Raw genomic sequence first — 15,237 nt, 5'->3', positions numbered from 1 at the left:
GATGAACAAGACTCTCCTGCCTGCGCTGCTCGCGGGCACCATGCTGGCGTGCACTGTTCCGGCCTTCGCCGGTGAAGCACCGTTCGCCGCCTCCGCGCCGGAAATCGCGGTAAGCAGCCATGACCGCGTCTACGCGGCGGAACAGTTCTCCAACACCATCTCGGTCACCGATCCCGCGACCAACAAGCTCCTCGGCGTCATCCGGCTCGGCGATCCGCAGCCGATGAACTTCAGCCCGCTCTACAAGGGGCAGGTGCTGGTGCACGGCATGGGCTTCTCGCCCGACAGCAAGACCATTGCGGTCGTGTCGATCGGCTCGAACTCGGTGACCTTCATCGATACCGCGACCAATAGGGTGAAGCACACCACCTATGTCGGCCGTTCGCCGCATGAGGCGTTCTTCACGCCCGACGGCAAGGAAGTGTGGATCACGGTGCGTGGAGAGAACTATATCGCCGTGCTCGATGGCGCGACCTATGAGGAAAAGACCCGCGTCATGGTGCCGAATGGCCCGGGAATGCAGATCTTCTCGCCCGACGGGAAATACGGCTATGTCTGCTCTTCCTTCATGCCCGAGACGGTGGTGATCTCGGTTGCCGACCACCAGATCGTCGGCCATGTGAAGCAGGAGAGCCCGTTCTGCCCGAACATCGCGGCGACGCCCGATGGCAAGCAGGTGTGGTTCACGCTGAAGGACATCGGCAAGACGCAGGTTTTCAATGCGCAGCCGCCCTTCGAGGCGATCAAGACGATCGATACCGGCCCGCTCACCAACCACGTCAACTTCGCCCATAACGCCCATGGCAGCTTCGCCTATGTGACCATCGGCGGGCTGAACGAGGTGAAGGTGTTCCGCACCGACGACTTCTCGCAGGTGGCGACGATTCCCGTCGGCAAGCTCCCGCACGGCATCTGGCCGTCGGGCGATGGCTCGCGGGTCTATGTCGGGCTGGAGAACGCCGATGCGCTCGCCGCCATCGACACGCTGACCAACAAGGTGATCGCCACCATCCCGGTCGGCCAGGCGCCGCAGGCCGTGAACTACGTTCCCGGTGCGGTGCCCGAAGGCGATGGCATGCAGAACCTTCAGCCGCTCGGCGTGGCGGGTCAGGCGGCGCATCTCACACTCAGCCAGGAAGGCAAGGGAGATGGGAAGGCTCAGACCAGCGTCTCGCTGTTCGATCAGGGCCTGATCCAGATCCTGCAGGCTTCCGTCTCCGGGCTGGTGCCGAAGAAGCCCTATGTGCTGGCGCTGGCCGGTGAGCCAGACGGCAAGGGCGGGCTGGAGCCTCTCTCCGCCTTCATGACCAACCCGGCCGGTTCGGCTATCGTCAACGCCGCCGGCCCCATCCGGCAGATCGTGCAGAGCGATGTGAAGGCCCAGCGGCGCTATCTCGTCATCGCCGAAGGAACGAGCGCGCAGCCCGGCGCCGTGGTGCAGCGCCAGACGCTCGACTGACGGCATCCCGTGCGGAACGAAGGCGGCCCGTCCCGCAACTGCGGGCGGCCTGCCTTCTCGCTCGACAAGGAGACGGCATGGACCACGAGATGGTGCGCCTCATCGAACCGCTCATCCCGGCGCTGAGGCGCTATGCGCGCGCGCTGATGCGCGAGCGGGCGGCGGCGGACGATCTGGTGCAGGACTGCCTGGAGCGCGCCATCAGCCGCTGGCACCAGCGCCGTCATGAGAGCGATGCGCGGGCGTGGATATTCACCATCCTGCACAATCTCGCCATGACGCGGCTGCGCCGCTCGGCGCAGCGGCCGGTACATGTCGCCCTTGACGATGCCGATGCCGCGAACCTGTCGCTCGCTGCGACGCAGGAGGATGGGCTGCGCCATCGCGAACTGCTCGCCGCGCTGGCGCAGTTGCCGGAGGAGCAGCGCACCGTGCTGCTGCTGGTCACAGTCGAGGAACTCTCTTATGCCGAGACAGCGCGGGTGCTCGACGTGCCGATCGGCACCGTGATGTCGCGGTTGTCGCGTGCCCGCGAACGCCTTGCCAGGCTGATGTCCGCCGAGCCGCGCGCGACCCTTTCGCCGCCCTATCTCCGGAGCGTGAAATGAGCTCTCGCCCTATCACCGAAGACGACCTCAACGGTTTTACAGACCGCACGCTCGATCCCGCCCGTCATGCGGAGGTAATCTCGTGGCTCGACGCTCACCCGGATGTGGCGCAGCGCGTCGCCCTCTATGGCGAGCAGGCCGACATGCTGCGCGCGGCTTTCGCGCCGGTGATCGACGAGCCGGTGCCGACGGAACTCGACCTTTCGCGCATGATCGAGGAACGCCGCCGTCCTCGGCAGACGCCGCGCTGGGCGATGGCGGCCGCTGCGGTGCTGCTGCTGTCCGTGGGCGCCGGCGGCGGCTGGTCGCTGCGCGGCATGGCGCCTCCGACCTCCGAAGGGGTGCAGGCGATCGCCCGCGAGGCGGCCGCGAGCTATGTGACCTATGCGCCCGACCAGGTGCGGCCGGTCGAGATCCGTGCAAGCGATCGCGACGTGCTCGCAGCCTGGACCGCCAAGCGCGTCGGCCGTCCGATCGGCATTCCGGACCTGACGGCGGCGGGCTACCGGCTCATGGGCGGGCGGGTGGTGCCGACCGAGCACGGACCCGCGGCGCTGTTCATGTATGACGACGACAGCGGCGCGCGGCTGGTGATGCTGGCACGCCCGATGAAGACCGAGCCGGACATGCCGATGTCCCCCCACTCGCAAGGGGACCTCAACGGCTTCGCCTGGGCCGACAACGGCCTCGGCTACAGTCTTGTCGGAGGGGTGGCGTCCGACAGGCTGCATCCGCTGGCCAACGAAGTGCGTCGCCAGATCCGCAGCGAGGCCTAGAAAGCCGTCGCGTCCCAATCCGGCGCGAAGGGCGGGCGCACGAAGCGCTGGTCCTTCGGGAGCGCGGCGATGGCGGCCCGGTCCTCGTCGTCGAGGCGGATAGCGAGCGCATCGAGATTGGCCCTCTGGCTCTCGGGCCGGGCAGCCTTTGGGATCACCGCGACCCCCGGCTGGTCCAGCAGCCAGGCGATGGCCATCTGCGCGGCGCTGCAGCCATGCCTGGCGCCGAGCGAGGCCAGCGTCGGGTCATTCGCCGCCCGCCCCTGCGCCAGCGGCGCATAGGCGGTCAGCGGAATGCCCTTCTGCCGGAGATAGGCCAGCATCGGCGCCTGCGACAGGAAGGGGTGGTATTCGAGCTGCACGCTCGCCAGCGGCGCGCCAATCTCTTCCACGGCGCGGCGAAGCATCGGCAGGTTGAAATTGCACACGCCGATCGCCCGCGTCAGGCCGCGCTCGCGCAGCGACATCAGCGCGTCCAACGTCGCCGCCATGTCCATGTCGCGCGAGGGCCAGTGGATCATGTAGAGGTCCACATGATCGAGACCGAGCTTGCGCAGGCTGGCGTCGAAGGCGTGATGCAGCGCCTCCGGGCTGAGCTGGTCGTGCCAGACCTTGGTGGTGATGAAGAGTTCGTCCCGAGCGATACCGGAAGTCGCGAGGGCGGCGCCGACGGCGGCTTCGTTCTCATACATCGCCGCCGTGTCGATGTGCCGGTAGCCGAGCGCGAGTGCGCTCTCGACCACAGGCTGGGCGTCGGCGCCCGGCATGCGAAACGTGCCGAAGCCGAGGCGGGGGATGGCGACGCCCTGCGTGGTGATGGTTTCCATGATCTTCTCCTATGGGTGCCTGCGGAGCCGGCGGCTCATGCCGCAGACTTCCCGCGACTGGCTGCCACCATTTCGGCGATGACGCTTTCAATGGTGATGGACCCCTTCCGCGCCGCCCGGCCCTGATCGGCGAAGTCGATCCAGCCTTCATTGAAGCCGTCCATCATGCGGATGCGCGGCGTCGGGTTGCGAGTGCCCTGCGCGCGGAAGATGCCCTCCCAGGTCTCGCGCCGCACGATCTCGACCGAAACCGGGTGCGCCAGCGCGGAGGCGAAGGCACGGGCGATGTCGTTCGGCGACACGCGGGCGGGACCTTCCAGCTCAACGACACGCGTTCCGCTCCAGTCCTCACGCAGAAGCATGGCGGCTGTGCGGCCGACATCCTGCGTCGCGATCATCGGGAAGAGCTTGTCGGCCGGTTGCAGGAAGCTGCGCAGCACGCCCTCGTCGCGCGCGGCTGGGACGTCCCACTGCGCATTCTCCATGAACCAGCCGGGCCGCAGGAAGGTGACCGCCAGGCCGAGCGCACCCAGCGCCTCTTCCAGCAGCGTGCGCTGGGTCAGCAGGTTTTCATGCGGTGCGTCGGCGCCGATGGTCGAGAGGCAGACGACCTTGGCGGGACGAGCTTCGCGAAGTGCCTTCGTCACGGCATCGATGACGCGACGGGCTTCGGGAAAGCCGGGCTCCGGGTCGAATTCCGATGGCGGCAGGATGAAGACGCCCTCCGCATCCCTAAAGGCGGCGGCGAGGCTTGCCGCGTCATCCATCTCTGCGATGGCAATGTCGCAACCTCTGGCGCGCCACTCGGCCGCCTTGGCCTCGTCGCGCAGCACGGCCCGCACGGGCAGGTTTTCGGCGAGCAGGTTGCGTGCGAGCGCGCCGCCGACCTTGCCGGTGATGCCGGTGATGGCAAACATGGTGGTTCTCCTGGGGATGTGGGGACCGCGCGGCTCAGGCGAGGGCGGCATAGAGCTCGCGCTCGAAGGCGCCGTAGAGCGCGACCACGCGTTCGTCGTAGAAGGGCAGGGTCTGGGTGAAGAGTGCGCCGGTGACGTGCTTCACCGGATCGATCCAGAAATAGCAGTTGAGCAGGCCGGCCCAGGAGACGCTCCCGGCGGAGCGCCCGTTCGGCCCCGGCCGCGTGTTGATGTCGAAGGACAGGCCCCATTTGTGCGGCTGGCTCGGGAACTGGTCGAAGCTGCGGGAATAGGCCGGCTGCGCCGAGCGCATCTCGTGCACGTTCAGCTCGCCGATCTGGTTCTGCATCATCAGCGCCACCGTCTCCGGTCGCAGGATGCGCGCGCCGGCCGACGCGCCGCCGTCCAGCAGCGCCTGAAGGAAGGCCATGTAGTCGCGCGGGGTCGAGAAGGCGCCGCCGCCGCCCATGAAGAATTCGGGCCGCTGCGGCATCTCGAACGGGCCGGGCTCCAGCCCGCCATCGGCGCGGCGGCTGTGGAAGGTGGCGACACGCTTCTTCTGCGCACTGCCGATCAGGAAGCCGGAATCCTTCATGCCGAGCGGGCCGAAGATGTTCTCGCGGAAATAGACCTCCAGCGACTGTTCCGAGACCGCCTCGACCAGCTTGCCGACCCAGTCCATGCTGATTCCGTATTCCCACCGCTCGCCCGGATCGAATTCCAGCGGAGCGGCGAAGGCGGCGTTCCTGCAGGTGGCGATGTCCGGCATGCCGGTGGCCTGCTCGTAGCGGGTCAGCGCCTCGCTCCAGATCGAATAGGTGAAGCCGGACGTGTGGGTCATCAGATGGCGCACGGTGATCGCCCGCTTGGCGGAGCGAAGGCGCGGCGTGCCGTCGGCGGCATAACCCTCGAGTACCTTGGGCACGGCCAGTTCCGGCAGGTACTTCGACGCCTCGTCGTCGAGGCTGATGCGCCCCTGCTCGACCAGCTGCATGCAGGCGGTCGCGGTGAAGGCCTTGGTCATCGACAGCAGCCAGAACACGGTGTCGAGGCTCATCGGCCTGCCGGTGGCGACATCGGCGGTGCCGAAGGCGCCTTCATAGACAAGACCCTTTTGCGTGGCTGCCATGGCGACGACGCCGGCAACGTCGTTCCTGGCCACGCCGCCAAGCAGAGCCGCGTCGATCCCCCTGATACGAGCCCGCTCGGGTGTGGGCGCGGCGCCAGCGATGTCGAGTTGGAACGGCAATGCCGCCGCCAGCAGCGTTCCGCTTTGCAGTAGCGATCTGCGTGACATGGCCTTCATGGTCAACTCCGTTCCGGGTCGAAGAGATTTCGATGTGGGTCGCCTCGTTGGGCGAGCCCGTTCCGCGACGGAGATGTTGTAAGCCGCCCCATGGTGTGATTCACGCGCACTAGTATCAGTGCTATGTTGACTCAAAATCACACGTGGTCCGTACGCGGAGTGCGCGAAGCATGGTGTTCGATACGCGATTGCTGACCGGGGTTGGCGTCATGGCCGCCGTCACCGACGCGGGCAATTTCGCGCGCGCCGCCGAGATTCTGGGCCTGACGCCTTCCGGGGTGAGCCGGGCCGTCGCGCGGCTGGAGGCACGGGTCGGCGTGCGGCTGTTCGACCGCAACCCGCGCGAAGTCAGCCTGACGGAAGAGGGGCGACGCTTCCACGCGCAGGTGATGCCGTTGCTCGCCGGGTTGGACGAGGCCGCGTCCGAGGCGGCCGGTGCCGCGGCGGTCGTGCGCGGACGGCTGCGCGTGTCGGTGGATCCGTGGTTCGCGCGGATGGTGCTTGCTTCAAAGCTGCAGACGTTCCTGCAGCGCCATCCGCTGCTGTCGGTGGATGTCTCGACCAGCAACTATCGTGAGGAGATGATGGCCGGTGTCGACGTGGCGGTACGCTTCGGTCCGCCGGATGCATCCTCCCTGATCGCGCGCAAAGTGCTGGACACCCGCGTGGTGACGGTGGCCGCGCCCGCCTATCTGGAGCGGCACGGGCAGCCGCGTTCGCCGCACGACCTCGTCCACCATGAGGCACTGTTGTTCCGCGATCCGCAGACCGGTCTGCCGTTTCCCTGGGAGTTCAGCCGCGACGGCGCGTTCGTCGACGTCAAGGTCACGAGCCGGCTGGTACTGGACGATCCCTCGGTCGCAATATCGGCCTGCGTGGCGGGCCAGGGGATCTTCCAGAGCCTCGCCGTGGGTCTCGCGCCCCTTCTGTCAGGGGGCGACCTCGTGCAGATCCTGCCGGAGTGGTCGGAGGAGCTTTATCCGCTCTACGCCTATCATCCCTCGCGCCACCTGCCGCCGGCAAAGGTCCGGGCCTTTCTGGACTTCGTGCGGGAGATCGCGCTGGACACAGGCGCCGCGTGACCGAGAAGGGCGTCATCCTATGACCGCCGCACGTCTTTTCGATTTCGGGGCGCGGTACTTGCCCGCCACATTCACCAGTCGCCGGAAGGTCGGGCATTCCATATGCGAGGGCGCGGGGCAGTCGGCAACGTGGCGCAGCGTGTCCCTTAGCGCCGTCAGTTCATGGATCTGCCGGTCGATCTCGTCCGCCTTCTGATGGATGGCCGCGCGCGGCAGGTCGGGCAGTCCGCCGGCGCCGAACATTCCGGCGATCTCCTGCAGCGAGAAGCCGGCCGATTTTCCCATCGAGATCAGCTTGAGCTGCAAGAGAACCTCGGGGGGAAACTGCCGGCGCAGCCCGTGCCGGGACACCGAGGCGATCAGTCCGGCGGCCTCGTAATAGCGCAGCGCGGACGGCGGCACCCCGCTCCTGGCCGACACCTCTCCAATGTCCAGAAACTTCATGCTTGACCTCAAGTCGACTTGAAGTGGCAGCCTGCTCTCGAATGGACATTCAGGCAAGAGGGCAAGGACATGGAACACGCCGGATCGATCGCATCGGAGAAGGGCTCGACGGGCATCACGATAACCCTGACGCTGGCGATGCTGCTGGCGTCGCTCGGGACCAGCATCGCCAACATCGCGCTGCCGGCGCTGGTCGAGGCCTTCTCCGCCCCGTTCGTTCATGTACAGGCCGTTGTGGTTGCCTATCTCGCCACATTGACGATCACGGTCGTGATTGCCGGCCGGCTCGGCGACCGGCACGGGCTGAAGCCCATGCTCATCGCAGGTCTCGGATTGTTCCTGGCGGCATCGCTGCTGTGCGCCGCCGCGCCGGATCTGCCGGTGCTGATCGGCGCACGGGCGGCGCAGGGAATCGGGGCCGCCTTCCTGATGACGCTCTCCATGGCGCTGATGCGCCAGCTGGCGGGCGAGGCGCGCGTCGGGCGGGCCATGGGGCTGCTGGGCACGGCGTCGGCGCTGGGGACCGCGCTCGGTCCGTCCATCGGCGGGCTGTTGATCTCGGCGATGGGATGGCGAGGCATCTTCTGGGTGCAGGTGCCGCTGGCGGCTGGCGCGCTGTGGCTTGCCGTCGCGACGCTGCCGGGTGGCTCCCGCAGGGAGACGGTGCCGACGCCGAGCCTGCTGTCCGTCCTGGACAGGAGCCTCGTGCCCAATCTCGTCATCAACCTGCTGGTGGCCGCGGTGATGATGACGACGCTGGTGGTCGGGCCGTTCTATCTCGGCCTCGGTCTCGGCATGTCGACAACGATGGTCGGCTTCCTCATGGCAATAGGCCCTGCCCTCTCCATCCTGAGCGGCGTTCCCTCCGGGCGCCTTGTCGACGGCTGGGGCTGTCGCCGCGTGCTCGTCCTCGGCCTCACGCTGCTGACTGCGGGCGCGTTCATGCTCGCCCTGCTGCCGGCCATGATCGGAGTTGCTGGCTATGTGCTCGCGGTCGTCGTCCTGACGCCGGGATACCAGCTCTTCCAGTCGGCCAACAACACGGCCGCGCTGACGGACATATCCAGTGACCGGCGCGGCACGGTGTCGGGTCTGCTCGGCCTGTCGCGCAATATCGGGCTGATTGCGGGAGCCTCCGTCATGGGGGCCGTTTTCGCCCTTGGCGTGGGGACCGGTGATGTCGCGCAGGCCGGCCCTGCGGCGATCCTTGACGGGATGCGGCTGGCCTTTCTGTCGGCCGGGGGAATGTTGATCCTCGCAATCGGCATGACGCTTGTAGGTCAGCCCCTTGGGGAAAGCGCCGTCGCGTCCGACCCCGGAGCCTGAGCGGACGACGGCAGGCGAATATCCGCGATGATCGGCAGATGATCGGAGGCGTGGCGAGCCTCGCGATCGGTGAAACTGTCGAGCAGCATGCCCCGCGCGCCGCAATAGACCCGGTCGAGCCGCAGCGTCGGCCAGCAGGCGGGGAAGCTGCGCAGCCGCGTGCGCTCGGGCAGAGCGCGCGACAGAGTCCGCCGCACCAGCCCGAACGAGAACCAGTCGTTGAAATCGCCCATCATCACGGTTGGCGCGTGCGGGTTGGCGCGGGCGAGGCCGGCGAGCGTGATCGCCTGCCGGCGCCGCTCCAGAAGCGCGAGGCCAAGATGGGCGACGACGAGGTGCAACTCCCCCACCGGCGTCGCGATGGAGGTCTCGATGGCCATGCGCGGCTCGCGGCGGCCGACCGACAGGTCGTGCAGCACGACGTCGCGCGTCGGCCAGCGTGAGAACAGCACATGGCCATAATGGCCGTCCGGCACTGCGACGGTCCGCGCCTCGGCGAGATGGCCGATGCCGAGCCCCTCCAGCGGCGCGAGACAGCCAATTCCGCGCCCGCGCGTGTCGATCTCCTGCAAAGCGAGGATGTCCGGCCGGTGGCGCGCGATGAGGGCGGCGATGCGCCCGAGGTCGAAGCGCCCGTCCGGCCCGACGCCACCATGGATGTTCCAGGTCATCAGCCGCAACGTCGTCGCCGACCGCTGGTTCGGCAGCGGCGTACCGTTCATGCCGGCCCTCGCAGGCGCGATACCAGGATCTGGAGACCGAGCGAGCCGGCGACCCAGAGCAGGATGAAGCCGATCAGCAGCGTGATCCGCAGCAGCGATGGTTCGGCGATCAGCGCGACGATCTGGTGGCCCAGCGCGCTCAGCACGATCAGTCCCGGCAGCAGACCGAGCGCGGTTCCGACCACGAAATCGAGCAGGCGCAGGCCCGCCGCCCCGGCGACCAGATTGACGAAAGTGAAGGGCGCCGCCGGCACCATTCGCATCGTCGCCACGGTGAGCACGCCCCGTGCGGCCAGCCCGCGACGGATGCGGTTGATGCGCGGGCCGATGAAGCGGCGGATCACGCCGGCCCCGAGATGACGCCCGATGAAGAAGGTCACCACCGCGCTTGCCAGCGCACCGATCCCGGCCAGCAGCGCGCCGGTCCATCCGCCATAGACGGCAACGGTGGCGACGATCAGCACCGAGACCGGGAAGACGACCAGCCCGCCCAGCACATAGACCGCCACCACCACGGCCGCGCCCCAGGGCCGTTCGGCGAGGCCATCGAGCGCGGCGACGATCCGCGCGGGGTCGGCAAAGGGCGAGTTGGCCCAGCCCACGACCAGCGCGGCCAGCACGGCAAACCCCGCCAGCAGAAAGCCGATACGCCAGCCCCTGCCCGACACCTGCGGTGAGCGATCATCATAGATCGGCTCCAGCGGATCGGCGATGGCACTGATCTGAGGCAGCGTCCGCTCGGTGGCTTCGACGGCGGGAAGGTCGACTAGCCGCCGGCCCGCATGGCTCGCCTTCGAGGCGGCCACCAGTCCGTCGCGGGCCATGATGTCCGCTATGGCCTCGGGAGCGAGCCCGACATGTTCGCCGAGGAGGCGATCGCGAATGGCGGCGATGGCTTTCCGCTTGCCCTCCCCGAGCGCCTCGACAACGAGATCGCATTCGCTGTCGAAGCCCATCGAGCGGTTGCAGATATTGGCGGAGCCGACGCGCAGCAGCCTGTCGTCGACGATGAAGATCTTCGAATGCACGAAGACCGCCGCAGTGGACGTCGCCTCGCCCGCGTCATCGTCCGGCGGGGCCTCGCTCACCTCCGGGAAGACGAGGCGGGCGCGGGCGACGAGACCGTCTTGCGCGAGGAGCGCGCGAAGTCTTTCGCGCGGAAGGGCCATGACCTGATGTTCGATCCACGACCGGTAGGCCTTGGGCGTGACGATCACGACTTCAAGCTCCGGGCGCGCCCGCATGCGCTCGACGAGGTGCCGCGTGAACCGCTCGCAGGTGACGAACTGGTTCTCGACATAGATCGTCCGCTCGGCGGCGTCGATCATGTCGAACAGCAGTGCCTCGACCTCGCGGGTGCCGCGTTCGCCGTCATGGTCCGGCAGGGTGCGGGCGATGCCGACCTCGACGTCGCGAAAGTCAGGCGCGAGGACGGAGGGCCAGCGGGCCCGCGCCCGGCGCGCCGGTGCCAGACGCTCGGAGGCGGCGCACTTCCAGCGGTGGCGGAACAGGGCGGCTAGAGCTTCCGCCGCCTCGCCGTCGACCGCCATCTGCACGTCGTGGAAGGGTTCGTAGGCGCCTCCTTGCGGATCGCGCCTCAACGGGTCGTTCGGGCGATGGGCGGGCGTATCCCACCGCCGCCCGGTAAGGTCGAGGCCTCCTGAGAAGGCGACCGCATCGTCGATCACGACGATCTTCTGGTGATGCGAGGCGCCGAGCGGCAGTGCGTCGTCGAGGCAGAGTTCGATCTGTTTCGGGGTCGCCCAGAGGAAGGAATAGATCGGCGCCAGTTCGCGCTCCAGGGCGAACATCACCGAATAGTCCCACAATAGCAGGCGGATGCGCAGGCGCGGGTTGCGCGCGACAAGGGCGGAAAGGAAAGCCGCCAGCGTTTCGGGCAATCCGTCGTCGGCGCTGCCGGTCTCGCCCACCAGCTTCATCCGGCTGTCGAGGTCCCACCCGGCGATATGGATGGTCTCGCGCGCCTCGCGCATCGCCTCGCGCAGAGCGCCGAAATAGGCGGCGCCGTCGACGAGGACGCTGGCTCTGTCGGCACGGGCGATCCGCCAGACATTGCGTCTGGGTTTCAGCACGGCGCCCTGCCCCGACGGCGGGGACGGCGTTTCGCCGCCCGGGGCCGGTTCGGCGGCCAACGGGCTTTCGATCAGATCGTGGCTAAGGGGCATGTGCCTCGGTCATGCTGGAGCGAAGGAGCCTTCGCTAACCCCATTGCCGACCTGCGGTTCCCTCGCCTGATGATGCCACCGCCCGCCGCTCAGCGTGCCCGCAGGCCCGCCAGCACAGTCGCGAATGCCGGTTCGCCGCGCGCGACGACGCGTTCCAGCCGGCCCTGCGAGAGGAGGACAAGACGGTCGGCCCCGGCCGCCTCGCGTTCCAGATGCGTTGCGATGATCACCGTCCGATCCCCCGCCCGCGCCCACAGGCAGGCCATGACCTGATCGGCGGTTGCGGCGTCGAGACCCTCGGTCGGCTCATCGAGCAGCCAGAGCGGGGCATCGCTCAGCACCAGCCGCGCAAGGGCGAGGCGTCGCGCCTGTCCGCCGGAAAGACCAAGACCGCCCTCCCCCAGCCGGGTCGCGAGGCCATCGGGAAGCCGGGCGAGCAGGTCGCGCAGACCGGCGGCATCGAGGGCGGCGATCAGCTCTTCGTCGTCCGCATCGGGACTCGCCAGCCGCAGGTTCTCGGCGAGGCTGTCCTGAAACAGCTCGGTGCGCTGGGTGAGCTGCGTCGCCGCGAGAGCCTCCAGCCGGCCCGCCGCGACGCCGATCTCCCCGGCGAGCGCGGCGATCAGGGTCGACTTGCCGGCGCCGCTGGCACCGATCAGCGCGATCCTTTCGCCGGTTCTCACCGTGAGGACGAGGCCGATCAGTGCCGGGCGCGCCGCACGCTCCGGGCGCAGGTCAACCTGTTCGAGCCGCACCGCAATTCCCGGTGACGGCGGTTCCACAGTGATGGCGGGGCCACTAGAGGCGAGGCGCGGGGCGACGCGCCGCGCAGCAATGAGCGCACGTTCCAGTTCCACCGCTCCGCGCCGGAGCAGGCCGAACGGGTCGAGCGACGCCAGCACCACCAGAAGCACCAGCGCCGCGATCGCCGGTTCCACCGCGCGGACTTCCGAGAGAGCGGCGACCGCGATGACGGCCAGCGCGAGCACCAGCCAGCCGAGTACTGAGATTGCGGCGCCCGTGCCGGCCTCGATGCGGTTGAGCGCGTCGTCGGCCTGCGCGAGCCGGGCGTCCGCTTCCGCCAGCCCGTCGCACCGGGCGCCGAGCCGGCCCGCCATCAGCAGATCGACCTGCCCGGCGACCAGATCGACCGCCCGGCTCCGCAGTACCTCGAGCGCATGGGCGCGCCGACGCGCCGGGCGCCGCGCAGCTCGAACAGCCCAGATCGGGATGCCGAAACCACCGAGAAGCACGATCACCGCGAAGGCCAGCCCAAGCCGGGGATCGACCAGGGCCAGCGCATAGGCGGAGCCCAGGGTGACGGCGAGCGCCGCCCCGGTCGGTACCAGCACGCGCAGATAGAGCGAATCCAGCGCGTCGATGTCGAGCGTGAGGCGGAACAGCAACGCCGTGGGGCGATTGACCAGCCGTCCCGCGGCACCCGGCACCGACCAGCCCCGGAACAGCCTTTCGCGCAGCTCGGCCAGTACGGCGAGCGTCGCGTCGTGCGTCACCAGCCGTTCGGCATAGCGCGTCGCCGTGCGCGCGAGCGCGAAGAACCGTATGCCCGCCGAGGGCGCGAAAAGGTCGAAGGCAAGCGCCGTTGCCGTGCTGGCCCCGGCAATCGCCGTCGCGGTGATGAACCAGCCGGCGAGGCCGAGCAGGGCGACGCCGGAGGCGATGGCCAGTGCCGAAAGCACGATGCCGGCCAGAAGCACCCCGCGCCGGCCGTTGAAGAAGAGACGGAGCACCGCCCCGAGGGCGCGCAGATCGCTCATATGGCCGCGCCCTTCCCGTCGAGCCGCACGGTGCGATCCATTCGCGCGGCCAGAGCCGGATCGTGGGTGGCGACCACCAGCGTGCGCCCGCGCGCAAGCTCCAGCAGCGCCTGCGTCACCTCGGCGGCGGTGCCTGTGTCGAGATGGGCGGTGGGCTCGTCGGCGAGGATAAGGTCCGCACCGGGCGCAATGGCCATGCGGGCGATGGCGAGCCGCAGGGCTTCGCCGCCGGAGATGCCGCGCCCGGCCTCGCCGATGGGGGCGGACCCTCTCACCGCCGCGACAGGCTCCAGCTGCGCGAGCGCCAATGCACGGGCGGGCGCCCCGGCATCGAGCCCGGGCCGGCCGAGGGTGACATTTCCCATCAGCGTGCCGGCGAAGATATGCGGCGACTGGCCGACATAGGCCATGCGGGAGCGCAGCCGCGCCGCATTGTCGTCGGTCAGGGCCTCCCCGTCGATCAGCACCCTGCCCTGCTCCGGCGCCGAAAACCCGGCGAGGAGCGCAAGCAGCGTCGACTTGCCGGCCCCGCTCGGGGCGAAGAGCGCGACATGCTCGCCCTGCGAGACCGCGAGGGTGAACCCGTCGAACACGGTGTCAGCCGCGCCGGCATGTCGAAAGGTGATCCCGTCGAAGAGCAGGGCCGGCGGCGAGGGGGAGCGGGGCGGCGTGTCCGTCGACGGCGCGTTCCGGCCGACGATGGTCTGCCCCTCCTGCGCCAGAGCGGCCAATGCCGCGAGTGCGGCCCGCCCCGCCGCGCGGTCGTGCCAGACGGCGGCGAGCTCGCGCAGCGGTTCGTAGAAGGATGGCGCGAGGAGAAGGATGAACAGGCCGTGGCCGAGCCCGAGCGGCGTTCCCCAGCTGCCGAAATCGAGGGCGCCGAGTAGATGCAGGCCAATATAGGCGGCCACCAGCGCCACGCCTGCGGCCGAGAACAGTTCCAGCACCGCCGAGGACAGGAAGGCGATGCGCAGCACCACCATGGTGCGGCGGCGCAGGCTCTCGGCATTGGTGCGCAGGCGCCGCGCCGTGGCATCGACCGCGCGATGGGTGCGGATGGTGGCGAGGCCCCGCAGCCGGTCGAGCAGGAAGGCGTTCATGCCGCCGAGCTCGACGAGCTGCTCCTCGCTCGCCGCCTGGGCGCGCCAGCCGATCAGCGCCATGAAGAAGGGAATGAAGGGGGCTGTCAGCGCGAGCACCAGCGCCGCCGCCCAGGAGAACCACAGCACGACGCCGAGCAGGGCGAGCGGCACCGTCACCGCGCGCAGGCGCGCCGGCCCGAAGCGCGAGAGATAGGGCAGGATCGCCTCGGCCTGTTCCGCAAGCGTGCTGGCCGCCAGTCCCGAGGGCGGTCGCCGGATGTCCAGGGGCGACCCGTGGGCGAGCGCCTCGGCGGCCCTGTTCCGCAACCGGGAAAGCTCCGTCCGCGCGGCGCGAAAGGCCATCCGGCTCGCGGCGGCATCGCCGAGCGCTCTCAGAACCCCGAGCAGCACGATGCCCGCAGCCGGCAGGAGCGCGGCCTGCACGCCGCCGGTTCCGTCGACGAGCCTGGCGACCACCTCGCTCAGCAGGGCGGCCTGCCCCACCCAGAGCAGCGGCGTCACGGCATGCAGGAGCGCGGCGAGGCGCAGCGGCGGCGCCGTTGCCGGAACCTCGGCGCGCCGGCCCGGGTGGCGGGTGCGACGGATCGACGAAGCCGTCGCGGTGAATTCGCCGGCCATGTCGTGGTGCCCTGCCCTCGTTCCCTCGTCGGGAATATCCCGACGCGGCGCCGGCGGACCTTACGCCCTCATTGGGCCGCGCCGT

The 15,237-nt window shown here is 69.1% G+C and carries 13 protein-coding genes; 5 read left to right on the top strand and 8 right to left on the bottom strand.

What is annotated here, in order from left to right:
* The first annotated feature begins 1 nt into the window (after position 1).
* The 3 genes from GBB76_RS04100 (at position 2) to GBB76_RS04090 (ending at position 2,843) form a co-directional block, all read left to right on the top strand.
* A complete protein-coding gene (locus GBB76_RS04100) occupies positions 2-1,459 on the top strand; it encodes a YncE family protein (protein ID WP_152302106.1) in 1,458 nt (485 codons plus the stop codon).
* A 77-nt stretch (positions 1,460-1,536) separates the two neighbouring features.
* The gene (locus GBB76_RS04095; protein ID WP_246669036.1) at positions 1,537-2,067 is read left to right on the top strand and encodes an RNA polymerase sigma factor; all 531 of its coding nucleotides are present in this window, start codon (positions 1,537-1,539) and stop codon (positions 2,065-2,067) included.
* Positions 2,064-2,843: an anti-sigma factor gene (locus GBB76_RS04090; RefSeq protein ID WP_152302105.1), complete on the top strand. Its 780-nt coding sequence runs from the start codon at positions 2,064-2,066 to the stop codon at positions 2,841-2,843. Before GBB76_RS04095 ends, GBB76_RS04090 begins: the two co-directional genes overlap by 4 nt.
* Here GBB76_RS04090 and GBB76_RS04085 read toward each other — a convergent pair.
* Genes GBB76_RS04085 through GBB76_RS04075 form a run of 3 tightly spaced genes read right to left on the bottom strand, consistent with a single transcriptional unit; the run spans position 2,840 to position 5,893 of the window.
* A complete protein-coding gene (locus GBB76_RS04085) occupies positions 2,840-3,670 on the bottom strand; it encodes an aldo/keto reductase (protein ID WP_152302104.1) in 831 nt (276 codons plus the stop codon). The two genes, GBB76_RS04090 and GBB76_RS04085, sit on opposite strands and share 4 nt — an antisense overlap.
* 35 nt (positions 3,671-3,705) lie before the next feature.
* Entirely contained in the window at positions 3,706-4,587 is an 882-nt protein-coding gene (locus GBB76_RS04080; RefSeq protein ID WP_152302103.1) for an NmrA family NAD(P)-binding protein, read from the bottom strand.
* A gap of 34 nt (positions 4,588-4,621) precedes the next feature.
* Positions 4,622-5,893 (bottom strand): serine hydrolase, encoded by a 1,272-nt coding sequence (locus tag GBB76_RS04075; RefSeq protein ID WP_202911168.1) that lies wholly within the window; start codon positions 5,891-5,893, stop codon positions 4,622-4,624.
* A 170-nt stretch (positions 5,894-6,063) separates the two neighbouring features.
* On the opposite strand from GBB76_RS04075, the gene GBB76_RS04070 reads away from it, so the two are divergent.
* Positions 6,064-6,975 (top strand): LysR family transcriptional regulator, encoded by a 912-nt coding sequence (locus GBB76_RS04070; protein ID WP_152302101.1) that lies wholly within the window; start codon positions 6,064-6,066, stop codon positions 6,973-6,975.
* Positions 6,976-6,987: 12 nt separating this feature from the next.
* Here the strand turns inward: GBB76_RS04070 and GBB76_RS04065 are convergent, their stop codons facing one another.
* Positions 6,988-7,419: a helix-turn-helix domain-containing protein gene (locus tag GBB76_RS04065; protein ID WP_152302100.1), complete on the bottom strand. Its 432-nt coding sequence runs from the start codon at positions 7,417-7,419 to the stop codon at positions 6,988-6,990.
* 69 nt (positions 7,420-7,488) lie between these two features.
* On the opposite strand from GBB76_RS04065, the gene GBB76_RS04060 reads away from it, so the two are divergent.
* On the top strand, positions 7,489-8,745 hold the full coding sequence (locus tag GBB76_RS04060) for an MFS transporter (protein ID WP_152302099.1): 1,257 nt from the start codon (positions 7,489-7,491) through the stop codon (positions 8,743-8,745).
* Here GBB76_RS04060 and GBB76_RS04055 read toward each other — a convergent pair.
* The 4 genes from GBB76_RS04055 to cydD all read right to left on the bottom strand — a co-directional run bounded on the left by GBB76_RS04055 (position 8,700) and on the right by cydD (position 15,152).
* Complete coding sequence (locus GBB76_RS04055) at positions 8,700-9,467, bottom strand: endonuclease/exonuclease/phosphatase family protein (RefSeq protein ID WP_152302098.1); 768 nt, start codon at positions 9,465-9,467, stop codon at positions 8,700-8,702. The genes GBB76_RS04060 and GBB76_RS04055 overlap by 46 nt on opposite strands.
* Positions 9,464-11,560 (bottom strand): VTT domain-containing protein, encoded by a 2,097-nt coding sequence (locus GBB76_RS04050; protein ID WP_246669035.1) that lies wholly within the window; start codon positions 11,558-11,560, stop codon positions 9,464-9,466. The genes GBB76_RS04055 and GBB76_RS04050 overlap by 4 nt, the downstream gene beginning before the upstream one ends.
* 182 nt (positions 11,561-11,742) lie before the next feature.
* Positions 11,743-13,431, bottom strand: a complete 1,689-nt coding sequence (cydC, locus tag GBB76_RS04045) for a thiol reductant ABC exporter subunit CydC (RefSeq protein ID WP_152302096.1) — start codon at positions 13,429-13,431, stop codon at positions 11,743-11,745.
* On the bottom strand, positions 13,428-15,152 hold the full coding sequence (gene cydD, locus GBB76_RS04040; protein ID WP_152302095.1) for a thiol reductant ABC exporter subunit CydD: 1,725 nt from the start codon (positions 15,150-15,152) through the stop codon (positions 13,428-13,430). Before cydD ends, cydC begins: the two co-directional genes overlap by 4 nt.
* Positions 15,153-15,237 lie beyond the last annotated feature (85 nt).

Source organism: Ancylobacter sp. TS-1 (assembly GCF_009223885.1).
Classification (GTDB): domain Bacteria; phylum Pseudomonadota; class Alphaproteobacteria; order Rhizobiales; family Xanthobacteraceae; genus Ancylobacter.
The sequence above is the reverse complement of the archived record's forward strand: the minus strand, read 5'-3'. Positions and strand labels throughout refer to the sequence as shown.

Bases quoted from the DNA above. Each gene is read 5' to 3' on its own strand.
- GBB76_RS04060 (WP_152302099.1), top strand. From the start codon at position 7,489: ATGGAACACGCCGGATCGATCGCATCGGAGAAGGGCTCGACGGGCATC.
- GBB76_RS04055 (WP_152302098.1), bottom strand. From the start codon at position 9,467: ATGAACGGTACGCCGCTGCCGAACCAGCGGTCGGCGACGACGTTGCGG.
- cydD (WP_152302095.1), bottom strand. From the start codon at position 15,152: ATGGCCGGCGAATTCACCGCGACGGCTTCGTCGATCCGTCGCACCCGC.
- GBB76_RS04075 (WP_202911168.1), bottom strand. From the start codon at position 5,893: ATGAAGGCCATGTCACGCAGATCGCTACTGCAAAGCGGAACGCTGCTG.
- GBB76_RS04095 (WP_246669036.1), top strand. From the start codon at position 1,537: ATGGACCACGAGATGGTGCGCCTCATCGAACCGCTCATCCCGGCGCTG.
- GBB76_RS04065 (WP_152302100.1), bottom strand. From the start codon at position 7,419: ATGAAGTTTCTGGACATTGGAGAGGTGTCGGCCAGGAGCGGGGTGCCG.
- GBB76_RS04090 (WP_152302105.1), top strand. From the start codon at position 2,064: ATGAGCTCTCGCCCTATCACCGAAGACGACCTCAACGGTTTTACAGAC.
- GBB76_RS04070 (WP_152302101.1), top strand. From the start codon at position 6,064: ATGGTGTTCGATACGCGATTGCTGACCGGGGTTGGCGTCATGGCCGCC.
- GBB76_RS04085 (WP_152302104.1), bottom strand. From the start codon at position 3,670: ATGGAAACCATCACCACGCAGGGCGTCGCCATCCCCCGCCTCGGCTTC.
- cydC (WP_152302096.1), bottom strand. From the start codon at position 13,431: ATGAGCGATCTGCGCGCCCTCGGGGCGGTGCTCCGTCTCTTCTTCAAC.
- GBB76_RS04080 (WP_152302103.1), bottom strand. From the start codon at position 4,587: ATGTTTGCCATCACCGGCATCACCGGCAAGGTCGGCGGCGCGCTCGCA.
- GBB76_RS04100 (WP_152302106.1), top strand. From the start codon at position 2: ATGAACAAGACTCTCCTGCCTGCGCTGCTCGCGGGCACCATGCTGGCG.